Annotated in this window: 13 protein-coding genes and 1 riboswitch; of the genes, 8 read left to right on the forward strand and 5 right to left on the reverse strand. The window is 65.4% G+C overall.

What is annotated here, in order from left to right:
- Positions 1-187: 187 nt before the first annotated feature.
- A riboswitch (FMN riboswitch) is annotated at positions 188-333 on the forward strand.
- A gap of 77 nt (positions 334-410) precedes the next feature.
- The 5 genes from ACZK2G_RS03150 to thiL all read left to right on the forward strand — a co-directional run bounded on the left by ACZK2G_RS03150 (position 411) and on the right by thiL (position 4,329).
- Positions 411-1,013, forward strand: coding sequence for a riboflavin synthase (locus tag ACZK2G_RS03150; protein WP_088480869.1), 603 nt, complete (start codon positions 411-413; stop codon positions 1,011-1,013).
- Positions 1,010-2,110: a 3,4-dihydroxy-2-butanone-4-phosphate synthase gene (gene ribB / locus ACZK2G_RS03155; RefSeq protein WP_046982681.1), complete on the forward strand. Its 1,101-nt coding sequence runs from the start codon at positions 1,010-1,012 to the stop codon at positions 2,108-2,110. Before ACZK2G_RS03150 ends, ribB begins: the two co-directional genes overlap by 4 nt.
- A gap of 192 nt (positions 2,111-2,302) precedes the next feature.
- The gene (gene ribH, locus ACZK2G_RS03160; RefSeq protein WP_025876639.1) at positions 2,303-2,770 is read left to right on the forward strand and encodes a 6,7-dimethyl-8-ribityllumazine synthase; all 468 of its coding nucleotides are present in this window, start codon (positions 2,303-2,305) and stop codon (positions 2,768-2,770) included.
- On the forward strand, positions 2,767-3,246 hold the full coding sequence (gene nusB / locus ACZK2G_RS03165) for a transcription antitermination factor NusB (protein WP_025876637.1): 480 nt from the start codon (positions 2,767-2,769) through the stop codon (positions 3,244-3,246). The genes ribH and nusB overlap by 4 nt, the downstream gene beginning before the upstream one ends.
- Before the next feature lie 120 nt (positions 3,247-3,366).
- Positions 3,367-4,329 (forward strand): thiamine-phosphate kinase, encoded by a 963-nt coding sequence (gene thiL, locus ACZK2G_RS03170; RefSeq protein WP_478474673.1) that lies wholly within the window; start codon positions 3,367-3,369, stop codon positions 4,327-4,329.
- A 278-nt stretch (positions 4,330-4,607) separates the two neighbouring features.
- On the opposite strand, the gene ACZK2G_RS03175 is transcribed toward thiL, so the two are convergent.
- The 5 genes from ACZK2G_RS03175 to ACZK2G_RS03195 all read right to left on the reverse strand — a co-directional run bounded on the left by ACZK2G_RS03175 (position 4,608) and on the right by ACZK2G_RS03195 (position 8,148).
- Positions 4,608-5,003: a DUF805 domain-containing protein gene (locus ACZK2G_RS03175; protein WP_478474674.1), complete on the reverse strand. Its 396-nt coding sequence runs from the start codon at positions 5,001-5,003 to the stop codon at positions 4,608-4,610.
- Between the two features lie 242 nt (positions 5,004-5,245).
- Entirely contained in the window at positions 5,246-5,659 is a 414-nt protein-coding gene (locus tag ACZK2G_RS03180; protein WP_478474675.1) for a hypothetical protein, read from the reverse strand.
- A 366-nt stretch (positions 5,660-6,025) separates the two neighbouring features.
- On the reverse strand, positions 6,026-6,436 hold the full coding sequence (locus tag ACZK2G_RS03185) for a hypothetical protein (protein ID WP_478474676.1): 411 nt from the start codon (positions 6,434-6,436) through the stop codon (positions 6,026-6,028).
- A 416-nt stretch (positions 6,437-6,852) separates the two neighbouring features.
- Complete coding sequence (locus ACZK2G_RS03190; RefSeq protein WP_478474678.1) at positions 6,853-7,575, reverse strand: fimbrial biogenesis chaperone; 723 nt, start codon at positions 7,573-7,575, stop codon at positions 6,853-6,855.
- Positions 7,576-7,632: 57 nt separating this feature from the next.
- A complete protein-coding gene (locus ACZK2G_RS03195; protein WP_478474679.1) occupies positions 7,633-8,148 on the reverse strand; it encodes a fimbrial protein in 516 nt (171 codons plus the stop codon).
- 496 nt (positions 8,149-8,644) lie between these two features.
- On the opposite strand from ACZK2G_RS03195, the gene ACZK2G_RS03200 reads away from it, so the two are divergent.
- The 3 genes from ACZK2G_RS03200 to ACZK2G_RS03210 are packed head-to-tail and all read left to right on the forward strand — an operon-like array spanning position 8,645 to position 12,676.
- Positions 8,645-11,101 (forward strand): fimbria/pilus outer membrane usher protein, encoded by a 2,457-nt coding sequence (locus ACZK2G_RS03200; protein WP_478475556.1) that lies wholly within the window; start codon positions 8,645-8,647, stop codon positions 11,099-11,101.
- 34 nt (positions 11,102-11,135) lie between these two features.
- A complete protein-coding gene (locus ACZK2G_RS03205; protein WP_478474681.1) occupies positions 11,136-11,645 on the forward strand; it encodes a fimbrial protein in 510 nt (169 codons plus the stop codon).
- Positions 11,646-11,680: 35 nt separating this feature from the next.
- Entirely contained in the window at positions 11,681-12,676 is a 996-nt protein-coding gene (locus tag ACZK2G_RS03210; RefSeq protein WP_478474683.1) for a fimbrial protein, read from the forward strand.
- Positions 12,677-12,781: the final 105 nt, after the last annotated feature.

Genomic DNA, 12,781 nt, shown 5'->3' on the forward strand with positions numbered 1-12,781 from the left:
TCACAGGCTGGGGCGGGCCGGGGTTGGGGGCGGATCTGTTTCCCATCGGGAAACGGCTCTGACCCCAGTCCTGCTGCGCCACCGGTCCCTGGGCTCAGAGCCCTTTCCTGCGGAAAGGGATCCGACCCCGTCATCCACCCCGTTCAGCAGGGGCTGGTACACTACGCCGGCCGGTTCGCCGGTACACAAACGTCTTCAGGGCGGGGTGCAATTCCCCACCGGCGGTAGGTGCGCAAGCACGAGCCCGCGAGCGCCCCGGCCTTACCGTCGGGGGTCAGCAGATCCGGTCCAATGCCGGAGCCGACGGTATAGTCCGGATGAAAGAAGACGGTGCCACAGGGCCTTTGCGGCCCTGCGCCCGCCTGTTTGCCTTGCGGCGTTTTTCGCTCACTTTTCGCGGAGAACGTTACTTGTTTACTGGAATCATCGAAGGCGTCGGCCGTCTGGCCGCACGCGAATCCATCGGCGGCGATGTCCGCTTTACTTTCAATGTCGGGAATCTGCCGTTCGACAACGTGCAGATGGGCGAGAGCATCGCCATCAACGGCGTCTGCCTCACCGTCATCGCATTCGACGCCGGCAGCTTCCAGGCCGATGCGTCCACCGAGACCCTGGGCCTGACCACGCTGGGTCAACTGGCCGAAGGTGCGGTCATCAACCTCGAACGTGCCATGCGCCCGACCGACCGCCTCGGCGGCCATCTGGTCAGCGGCCACGTCGACGGCCTCGGCCAGGTCCTGTCCATCCATGAAGATGCGCGTGCCCAGCGCTGGCGTTTCGCCGCGCCGGCCGCCCTGCGCCGCTACATCGCCAAGAAGGGCTCGATCTGCGTGGACGGCGTCAGCCTCACCGTCAACGAAGTGGACGACGAGGGCTTTGAAGTGGCGCTGATCCCGCACACCGTGGCCAATACTGCGTTCTCCGCCACCGGCGTGGGCAGCGCGATCAACCTGGAAATCGATCTGGTCGCTCGTTATGTCGAGCGGTTGTTGGGTGAAGGAGCCCGCGCATGAACTTCGCCCCCATTCCCGACATCCTGGAAGACATCCGCCTCGGCCGCATGGTCGTCATCGTCGATGACGAAGACCGCGAGAACGAAGGCGACCTGATCATGGCCGCCGAGCTGGTCAAGGCCAGCGACATCAACTTCATGGTCACCCACGGCCGCGGCCTGGTGTGCCTGCCGCTCACCCGCACCCGCGCCGCCGACCTCGGCCTGGCGCCGATGGTGCAGGCCAATACCGCGCAGTTCCAGACCAACTTCACCGTCAGCATCGAAGCGGCCGAGGGCGTGACCACCGGCATCTCGGCACACGACCGCGCGCACACTATCCGCACCGCGGTGAAGCCCAATGCCAAGCCGTCGGACCTGCACCAGCCGGGCCACATCTTCCCGCTGATCGCCCAGCCCGGTGGCGTGCTGACCCGCGCCGGCCACACCGAAGCCGGCGTCGACCTGGCCATGCTGGCCGGACTGGAACCGGCCGGTGTGCTGGTGGAGATCCTCAATCCGGACGGCAGCATGGCGCGCCGCCCGGAGCTGGAAGTGTTCGCCCGCGAGCACGGCCTGAAGATGGGCTCCATCGCCGACCTGATCGCCTACCGCTTGGCCACCGAAAAGACCGTCGAGCGCGTGGACGAACGCGAGATCGAGACCGAGTTCGGCCCGTTCAAGCTGGTCACCTACCGCGACCGCATCGCCCACGACCTGCATTTCGCCCTGGTCCGCGGCACCCCGGATGCGGACACGCCCACCCTGGTGCGCGTGCAGGTGGAAAACCCGCTGGCCGACCTGCTGCACTGGCGCCGCGATGACTTCGGCGTGGCGGCCACCGATGCCCTGCGTGCCATCGATGCCGAAGGCAGTGGCGTGATGGTGGTGCTGTCGGCCCCGCGCGATGGCGAAGGCCTGCTGGCCCGCCTGCGCCAGCAGCCGGCGCCGGTCGTGCCGGGCAAGGACAAGGACGTGAGCCAGTGGCGCCGCAACGGTGCCGGCGCGCAGATCCTGTCCGACCTGGGCCTGGGCAAGCTGCGCGTGCTGGGCACCCCGCGCCGCCAGATCGGCCTGGCCGGCTACGGCCTGGAAGTGGTGGAGACGGTCACGCCGTAACCGCTTCGCCGGCCGCCCCATGACCGGTAGTGCCGGCCGCTGGCCGGCAACCGCATTCCCCGTGATTGCCGGCCAGCGGCCGGCACTACCGGTGGGTGCCGACCGTTGGTCGGCACGCCCCCGGGCCCCCGCCAGCCACGGCCGGGGCCCATCCACGGTAGAATTACCCCTTAATCGAATCCCAAGCCGCATATGAGCCACTACGAAGGCGATCTTCGCACTCCCGAGTCGGCGCGCTTCGCCATCCTGGCCAGCCGCTGGAACGCCCGCATCACCGATGTGCTGGTTGCTGGCGCCCGCCAGAGCCTGGCCGGCAACGGCATTGCCGAAGCCAACATCGACGTGATCCGCGTGCCGGGTGCCTGGGAGCTGCCGCTGGTCGCCGCGCGCCTGGCCGCCGCCCATGAACACGCCGCCATCCTCACCCTGGGCTGCGTGATCCGTGGCGACACCCGCCACTACGAACACGTGGCCGACCGCTGTGCCGAAGGCCTGATGCGCGTGCAGCTGGACTTCGGCGTGCCGGTGCTGAACGGCGTGCTGGCAGTGGAACGCGTGGAAGACGCCGAGGCCCGCGCAGGCGGCAGCCACGGCAACAAGGGCGAGGAAGTCGCACTCGCCGCATTGGAAATGGTCAACCTTCTGGAGCAGCTGCCATGAACAAGAACACCCAGGGCAAGCCCTCCGGTAAACCCGTCCGCCGCGATGGCATCGATCCGGTGCTGCGCTCGCGCGCACGCCGTCGTGCCGTGCAGGCCATCTATGCCTGGCAGATCTCCGGTGGCAACGGCCAGTCGCTGATCGCCCAGTTCGCCCACGAGCAGGCCCGCGAAATCGCCGACCTGGCGTACTTCGAAGCACTGGTGCATGGCGTGCTCGACAACCGTCGCGACATTGACGAAGCCTTCGGCCCGTACCTGGACCGTGGCATCGACGAAGTGGACGCAATCGAACGCGCCGTGCTGCGCCTGGCCGGTTACGAACTGCGTTACCGCCTGGACGTGCCGTACCGCGTGGTGATCAACGAAGCCATCGAATCGGCCAAGCGCTTCGGTTCCGAACATGGCCACACCTACGTCAACGGCGTGCTGGATCGTGCCGCCGTGGAATGGCGCAAGGTCGAATCGGGTCACTGACCCACCTGTGGTAATGCCGGCCGCTGGCCGGCAACTGCAGGGATTCTGAGGTTGCCGGCCTGCGGCCGGCACTACCGCCCACCGCGCACGGCGCGGCACGTACAAACGCGGGAGCGCCCCATGTCCCTGGCCGAATTCGCCCTCATCGACCGCATCCGCGCCCGCACCGTCGAGCGCGACGACATCGTGCTCGGCATCGGCGACGACGCCGCGCTGCTGCAGCCGCGCCCGAACGAACAACTGGTGGTCACCGCCGACACCCTCAACAGCGGCGTGCATTTCCCGACCGAAACTCCGGCGTTCGACATCGGCTGGAAGACGCTGGCCGTCAACCTGTCCGACCTCGCCGCGATGGGCGCGCGCCCGGCCTGGTGCACGCTGGCGCTGTCGCTGCCCGAGGCCAGCGAAGACTGGATCGATGCCTTCGCCGATGGCTTCTTCGCGCTGGCCGACCAGCACGACATCGCCCTGATTGGCGGTGACACCACGCGTGGCCCGCTGTCGCTGTCGGTGACCGCGATGGGCCAGGTATCTCGCGGCCAGGCGCTGCGTCGTGATCGCGCACAGATTGGCGATGACATCTGGGTCAGCGGCACCCTCGGCGATGCTGCCGGTGCGCTGCGCCTGTGGCAGCAGGGCGCATTGAACGTCACCGCCGCCACCCTGCTGGCCGACTACGAAACCCTGCGCCTGCGCCTGCTGCGTCCCACCCCGCGCGTCACCCTGGGCCTGCGCCTGCGTGCATTCGCGCATGCCGCCGTGGACATCTCCGATGGCCTGCTGGCCGACCTGGGCCACATCGCCGCACGTAGCGGCGTACGCGCCGAAGTCGACGCCGATGCATTGCCGATGTCTTCGGCACTGCGCGAACTGCTCGGTCGTGACGGCGCCCGTGATTGCGCGCTGCACGGCGGCGACGACTACGAACTGTGCTTCACCGCCGCCGCCGACCAGCGCGACGCGCTGCACTTCGTCGCCGAATCGCTGGACGTGCCGATCACCCGCATCGGCCGCATCATGGAAGGGCAGGGCGTGCACACCGAAGGCCACGACGGCCCGAGCGGATACGAGCACTTCGCCTGACACATGAGAACGCCGGGCATGGCCCGGCGCTACCGTGTTGTCCTGGTGGTTGCCAACCTTGGCTGGCACGGATGTGTCAGGCCTTCGTGCCGACGCTGTGTCGACCAAGGTCGACGCCTACCCATTCGTGTTGCTCGTTTCTCTTTCGGTAGAGGCGAGCCATGCTCTGCAGCTCAAACTGGCCGCCGTCCCCTGAGCTACTCGCCGTCGACGCAGCCACACGCCCGTACACGCCCGGCGCTCCACCGCGATTCCAGCATGCGTCAACGAATTCCGGATCAACGTTCGGGCGCAGCTCCGTAGAGATTTTCGCCCTCTTGGCCTGGACGAAGCATGTTCAACAGCACAAAGGCGGGGCCGAGCATGGGGATCATCAGAACAAGGCACATCCACCCGGATTGCCCGAGGTCACGAAACCTGCGCGCGACTACTGCATAGAACGGAATCACACTGAGCAGGATGTAGCCGAACCAGACATAGGCAAGTAGATCGTTCAATCGGATGCCACCGGCCGCAGAGCCGGACGGAACTCGGCGCGAGATGTATGCAATCGCACCAACGATCAGTGCATTCACTATGAATTGGAGGAGGAAGAACAGCCAGAATTCGAGCCTCGATGATCGCCCTCTAAAGCAAGCGAACAGGCGGAAGGGGCGTAGTGCAAGACTGATCATTTGAAATTCCGATAGTGATGGGATTGGCCAACTTAGTGATCACGCCGTCTGCGCGCGATACAACAAGTTGTAGATTGATAGAGCACGTTGACTTCGACGGGCGGGTTCTTCAGTGCGGAAAGATGCTGCTCACATCGAGGCATGGATCTGGACTATGGGCCTAGGGCAACTGCTTCGCCCTATCGCCTGATCACAGGGAGGAGTTGTGCCCGAGTCACTTTGATCCGGTAAGGCGGTCGAGATCAGGGGCGTGCGTGGTCTCTGGTCGTCAGCCGGATCTTCTCTGACTTTGCAAAGGAGTCCTGAGCGTCACTCAGGATCTGCAAATCTGTATCCATACGCTCGGTAGCGTGTTCCAGGCGGGTCAGGAGCGACGCAGCCTGCTCGGCGGTATACCCTTTCGGCAAGTCTGCCAGGTTCACCATGATGGAGAACATGTCAGCGGTGCTCTGTAGCGACGTGAGCAGATGCTGGTGCAGATCGTCCGCCTCTTTGCGGTGCGTCAAACGCTCGGCATCTACACGTCTTTTGACGGCCGAATCGTGTGCAAGATTCAGGCGAAAGCGAAACTTGGATAGGTCATCTCCGCTTTCAATCGCAGCACGGAACTCATCTGCGAGTGGGCTATCGTTCCACGCGTTGATGGTTTTGATCATGCTGTTCCACCTCGCTACGTTCTCCTCTAGATAGCGATCATTGGAGTAAACGTAGGCACCCGCAAAGGGCTTGGAGTCACAAGCTGTAAGCAGGCCCAAGCATACGAGCAGGGCAAGGCAAGTCGCGGTTTTCATGTGAAGTACCATTGGCTGAGGAAGATGGCTGAAGCATGGAGCGCACCGGAGTTCAGCGGACAGAGAGTCTAGGAGTGCGGACTCGCGACCCTCAAGGTCAAACGCGACATTGGCCACCTGGCTTGCGCGGGGCCCGACGGAACGGTGATGGCGAGGATGGATGCATTGCTTCGGCAATGGGTCCTGACCCAGCGATATCGGTAGCGGTTGGCCATGGCGGCGTCACCGGCTTTACGCCACCCGCAACTGCACATCCACATACTCGGCCAGCCCACGGCAGGCCAGCAGCAACCCTTCGCGCACGTCATCGCCCACCTGCTGGTCGGCATCGCCGTCCACGCGTACACGCTCGATGGCGTGCAGCAGTTCCAGCAGCAAGGTCAGCCCGGCATTGGCGCGGTCGATGCGTGCCATCGCAAAGCCGAAGCACTGCTTGCGTCCCTTGTCCGGCCACGGCTGCCCATCGGCAGCGTCCACGTGGCGGATGCGCTGCAGGCAGCCGAGCAGGGTGATGCCTTCGTTGGCGTGGGTGCCCATCGTGCTGCCCAACGTGGTTTCCAGTGCGTTGGCCAGGTCATCCGGCAGGCGTTCGACGGCGTCGCCCAGTGTGGCGAACAGATAGGGATAGAGCGAAGAAGTCATGGCGGCGTCCTTGAGTGCGAAGCAAGGGGCCGCCCTCGCGTTGGGCAAGGGCGGCGGACGGTGCGTGGTTGCAATACCGGGGACCAACGCGCGTTAGCCGGCGGGCGCAAGGCCCCCACGCACCGCCCGCCATAGGGCACGGACGGATTGCCTGCCGACGCCGCCCAACAGGAAGGAGCGACGCCGGCAGACAAGCGTAAACAACGCGATAGTCCTACGGGATTGCAAGCCCGTGCCACCCGTTGTCGGTGGCGCGCCATGATGTGCACGCAGGTGCTGCTATACCAATCAGAAAAGTTTCAATTTTGAAAACGTTGCAGATGCGTGTCGCATGCGCTGCGCTAAACCAAGCGCACATGCGCGTGCCAGTTGCGACATTCCTGCATGGCAGATGTCGAACGCATGCCCGGCTGCGTTCAACGCGCGACCGCAGCTTCGGCATCGCGCGGGGTGCCGTAATCGTCCAGCCACTGGAACGTCACCGACGACGGCATCGCCGCACCGCTCGGCAGCGGCAGCCGCACCTCGGCCCCTGGCGCGATCATATCCGCCTCCACCTTGCGGCCGTCGGGCAGCGTCAACGTACTGATGGTCACGTGGTAGGCGCTGGGGTTGCTCACCTGCAGAGCGCCGCCCTGTGCTCGCCTCTGCAGCTGGCCTGCTGCATCACGGGCATTGCCGGGCAGGCCAGCCGGGCGATGGAACAGCTTCACCCGGGTGCGCACGGCGAACTGCAGCAGGTTCTTGCTGGCGGCATCGGTGGGCTTGGGGGGAATATCCAGCAGGTTGAAGTAGAACACCGATTCGCGGTCGGTGGGCAGCGGCGCTTCCGATGGCCGTGGCGCATAGGTCACGCGGTACGCCTGGCCCTGGTGCGCCTGCAGCAGGCGCGGGTCGGCCGGGGTCAACCGGAACGGGGTGCGCACGTTCTCTGGCCGCGCATGGCTGTCGCCGTCGTCAATCCAGACCTGCACCATGGCCGCCTGATCGCCACCGTTGGTGGCGCGCACGGTCACGTCGCGTCCCTTGCCGGCGTCATGCACGATACGCGTGCCCTGCAGCGTCACCGCTGCCGATGCAGGCAGCGCCAATGCGCCAGCCAGCAGCGCGGTCATCCACGTCATTGCACGAATCTTCATCGTCATTCCTCATCGGGTGGGAAGTGCCGGCCCGCTGACGGGCCGGCATGGCAGTGCTCAGTCGTACAGAACGACAAAGTCGCCAGTGGCGTTGGCGGAACCGGCAGTGGCGTTGCGGCCCGGCGACGAATACCAGGCGCTGTAGTCCAGCTGGCCCGTGCCGGCGGCCGGAATGTCGACCCACTGCAGCGGGTCTTCGCCCAGCTTCTGCTGGTTGCCGCTGGCGTCATACAGTGCAACGCCCACATTGGTGGCAACAGACGTCGCATCCAGGGCCAGGTTACCGGTGCTGCCATCGGGGGTGCCGCCGAAGCGCACGCCCACCTTCTGGGCTGCGCCGGAACCGGTGCAGTCGAGCAGGATGCTGAAATTCTTCATGCCGGCGCGGTCGGCGGCATTGACGGACGCCACATCCACTTTGCCCATCGGCACGGTGACGGTGCCGCCGGTGGCATCCACGGAACAGGTGCTGGTCATCAGTTCACCGGTGATCTCCAGCTTTTCGGCAGACGCGGCGGGAGACAGGGCCAGCGCGAGCGCGCCGGCAGCGATCAGGTTGAATCGGTTCGACATTGCAATGTCCTTGGTTGGGTAAACAGGGGATCCGCACCGGACGAGCCGGCGGATGCGCACAGTGTTCCCGGCCACGCCCGGCGGGAACATGCAATTAGTTGCAAGGTTCTTGTGTGATGTGCGAGTTCGTGCTTGCGGTAAAGCGCGCGGTCAGGAAACGACACATCGCCCTGCGGCAGCCGGTTGCAGGCAATCGGTGCGACAACCGCAACACATTCGATTGACTGTCTTTGCGCGGTGAAAACAAGCCTGAATTGCCCTGAAACAGTCAGTGCATGGAAAGTCGCGTCTTTTCGTGCTTCGGTGTCGCTTTGCAACAAATTGCATGGGAAGGCGGAGGGCGGCTGTCTACGCTTCGGCCCACTTCGACTACGAGCGATGTCGGCTTCGGCCTCATCGAATGACGTTTTCCATGCAGAAGCGCCCTCTCCATTACCGCACACAGCGTCCTCTCATCAGCCGTCCGCTGGGAGCGGCCATCGCCCTTGCAATGGCGATGACGCTCAGCAGCTACGCCCATGCCGAGGCCGGTGAGCCACTGCAATTCAGCGAAGGCTTCCTGATCGGTGGCAAGTCCATCGACATGCAGCGCTATGCACAGGGCAACCCGATGGAGCCGGGCGTCTATCCGCTGGACGTAGTGGTGAATGGCCAGTTCCTGGAGAACCGCGACATCCGCTTTGTCGAGGCACCCGCACCGGTGGGTGCCACGCCATGCCTGCCCGTGGCCCTGTTGCGTCGATTGAATCTGAAAGACAGCTACCTGGCGGATCTGGAGCAGGACGACGATGCCTGCATTGCATTGGCTGCGCTGGTGGAAGGCGCAACGGTGGAGTACGACGCGGGCAACCTGCAGTTGCTGGTGAACGTGCCGCAGGCCGCACAGGCGCGCAATGCGCGCGGCTACGTGGCACCGGACCAGCGCGACCATGGCGTTACCGCAGCTTTCTTCGACTACAACATCAACCACAACCGTGCGCAGGGCCAGAACGCCACGTACCTGGGCTTGAACACGGGCGTGAACCTCGGCGCCTGGCGTCTGCGCCATCGTTCCTCCTTCAGCCAGAGCAGCTACGGCTCGCGCCACGACGTCATCAGCAGCTACCTGCAGCGCGACCTGCCGGCGTGGAACAGCCAGCTGCTGCTGGGGCAGGGCAACACGGGCGGCGAGCTGTTCGAGTCGCTCTCGTTCACCGGCGTGCGCGTGGCCAGCGATGAACGCATGTTGCCTGATTCGCTGCGCGGCTTCGCGCCGGTGGTGCAGGGCATCGCCGAAGGCAACGCGATGGTGACCATCCGCCAGAACGGCAACATCATCCATGAAGTCAGCGTGGCCCCCGGCCCGTTCTCCATTGAAGACCTGTACCCGACCAACTTCGGCGGCGACCTCGATGTCACCGTCACCGAAGCCGACGGTCGCCAGCAGACGTTCACGGTCAACTTCTCCGCCGTGCCGCAGGCCCTGCGACCGGGGGCCAGCCGCTTCAGTGCCACGGCCGGTGAGCTGCGCGATGCCCGTGGCGTGCGCGAATCGCTGCGCTTTGCCGAAGGTACCTATGCGCGTGGCATCAGCAACCACTTCACCGCCCTGGGCGGCATGCAGGTGGCAGAGGATTTCCAGTCCGCGCTGTTCGGTGGGGCCATCAACACGCCGCTGGGCGCGTTCGGTGCCGACGTCACCCACTCGCGCGCACGCCTGGCCAATGGCGAGCAGATCACCGGCAACAGCTTCCGGCTGAACTACCAGCGCTACGTTGCGGCCACCGGCACCAACTTCGGCCTGGCCGCGCACCGCTACAGCACCCGTGGCTACCTCTCGCTCAACGACTTCGCGCAGGCGCGTGCGGACGATTGGGGCTACAGCAGCCGCGCCCGCCAGCGCTTCCAGTTGAATTTCTCCCAGCGCATGGGTGAGCGCAGCACGCTGTCGCTCAGTGGTGGCCACGTCCGCTACTGGGATGGCGCTGCAACGCAGAACGACCTGCAGCTGCGCTTCCAGAGCACGCTCGGCCGTGCCAACTACAGCCTCTCGGCAATGCGCTACCGGCAGGGTGATGGCCGCCAGGACACCCGCTACTCGGCCACCTTCAGCATTCCGCTTGGCAAGGCGCCCAGCGCACCCCGCCTGAGCACGCAGCTGGCACAGTCGGCCCGCGGCGAGCAGGCACAGCTGGGCGTGAGCGGCACGCTGGGTGCAGACCAGCAGCTGAACTACAACGTGTCCGCCAACGCTGCCAGCGAGGGAGCGAGCGGCGCCAGCGCCTATGCCTCCTACCGCGGTGGGCATGGCACCGTCACCGCCGGCTACAGCCGTTCGGGTGACTACAACGCTTTCAACGCCAGTGCGGCCGGCAGTGTGGTGCTGCATCGCGATGGCATCAACTTTGGTGCGCCGGTGGGCGATGGCTTCGCCCTGATCCAGGCCGACGGTGCGCAGGGCGCACGCATCGGCTATGGCAGCGATGTGCGCATCGGTCGCAACGGCTACGCGCTGCTGCCGCACGTCAGCCCCTACCGCTGGAACCAGATCGAGCTGGATCCGTCCGGCCTGTCGATGGACGTGGAGCTGCTGCAGACCTCGCAGCGGGTGGCACCGACCGCAGGCAGCATCGTGCGCGTCGCCTTCAACGCCACGCGCGAGCGCACGCTGTTCATCGATGCCACCGATGCGCTGGGCCAACCACTGCCGTTTGCCGCGCGTATCGAAGATGAGACCGGCCGCAGCTACGGCGCGGTGGGCCAGGGCGGTGTGATCCAGCTGCGCGGTGCACCCGAACAGGGGCAGTTGATCGTCGACCCCGATGGCCCGCAGCGCTGCCGCCTCGAATACACCACCCCCGCCGCACCGGATGCCTATGGGCTGTCCTGGAGCCAGGCGGTGTGCACGCCCTTGCCGCCGCCCAGCCCCGGGTTGCAGGCCGCCTTGACCGCGGTCGATGCCACCTCGCTCTGAATCCTTTCCCTTACGTCACTTGCAGGAGTTTTCCATGAAGCTGTTCAACCGCATTGCCCTTTCCACCGCTCTGCTGGCCGCTGCACCGGTGGCCCTGGCCGACAGCGCCACCCTCACCATCACCGGCCGGGTGCTGCCCGGCACTTGCACGCTTACCGCCGCGCCGATCGACCTGGACCCGGTGAAGGCCAGCGACCTCACCCCCGGCGCGGATGCACAGATCAAGGCCGGCGCGCTGGAGTTCACTGGCTGCGTGGGCGTGAGCAAGGCCGTGCTGTCCTTCGCCGGCACGCCCGCCGATGGCGATGCCGAGCGCTGGAAGAACACCGCCACCACCGATGAGGCCAGTGGTGTGTCGATCTCGCTGCTGGCCGGCACCACCGGCACCACTTATCTGAAGGACGGCGACACCGGCATCGATGTGCCGGTGACCGGCGCCACCGCGCGCTACGACCTGCGCGCGGCGTACTACGTGCCCACCGGTGCGGCGTTGAGCGCCGGTGACGTGTCCACCGAGATTGTGGTTACCGCTGACTACGAGTGAGTTCTCTCTCACCCCAAGCGAACTGGAGACAGCTGATGAGGTTCATCGACAAGCAGAAAGCAACATCCCGCCGTAGCCGTCGGTGGCAGGCCCGCGCCATCGCGCTGATGGCCGCACTGGGCGTGGCCGGCGCAGCACAGGCCTGCGTGAAGGAATGGCACGGAACACGCGCCGAGCACAAGGTCATCGATACCTATCCGACCGATCGCGAGCGCCGTATGGGCCAGTTGGCCTGGGCGTTCACGTTCGACGGGTGCGTGCAGCATGACGCCTTCGACGTGGATGTGAGGTTTGAGATGCCCGGAATGACGTACGTGGGTGAGATCACCTACAAGGGAATCACCTATCCCGCGTTTGAGGCCAACCCCGAAGCGCCATTGATGATCTTTCTGTTCCAGCAGGTTGTTGGTTTCCCAGAGTTGCCGATGCGGCCGGGAGTTACTTACCCTTACCGGGTCGAGGCCATGTCGCCCAACCCCACTTTCAACGCGACGTTCAACTTTCGTCCCCAGTACTTCTCACGTGGTGGACGCATGCGTTCCTACGCCAACACCGGTCGGGTGGTCTGGAATGTCGCCAGGTTCCCACACCTGGATGGTGAGCTACCCGTGGATCACAGTTTCACCTTCCCTGCAGTCACCTGCCCACTGCAGGACAAGGCCGAAACCCTGCAGGACGTGCAGACAGCGGAGCTTGCCGTCCCCGGTTCCACCGCGAAGGAGAAGCTGGTCGCGATCCGCATGGACTGCGGTGCCGAGGCGCCGCGTGCGCGGATGACGCTGAGTGACGCCGGCGATGCCAGCAACACCGGCAGCCAGCTGACCCCCACCGCCGATTCCGATGCCGAAGGCGTGCGCGTGCAGTTGCTGCGCAACGGCAGCGAAGTGCAGTTCGGCCAGACCTGGGATTTCGATCCGAGCGTGGGTGGCGTGCACGATCACCAGCTCACCGCGCGCTACATCCGCACCAACGATGCGCTGGTACCCGGAACCATCAAGGGCGAGGCCGTGCTGAACGTTGATTACTGGTGACGTTGAAGTGGCTGCACTGCGTCCCCCCTGCACCTGCGCCGGGCAGCTGGGCGTTCGCGCAGCGCGGTAGTGGGCGCTGCCCAGGCGCACTGCGGCCCCTGCCTC

Source organism: Stenotrophomonas sp. 107298_Sma (assembly GCF_056480345.1).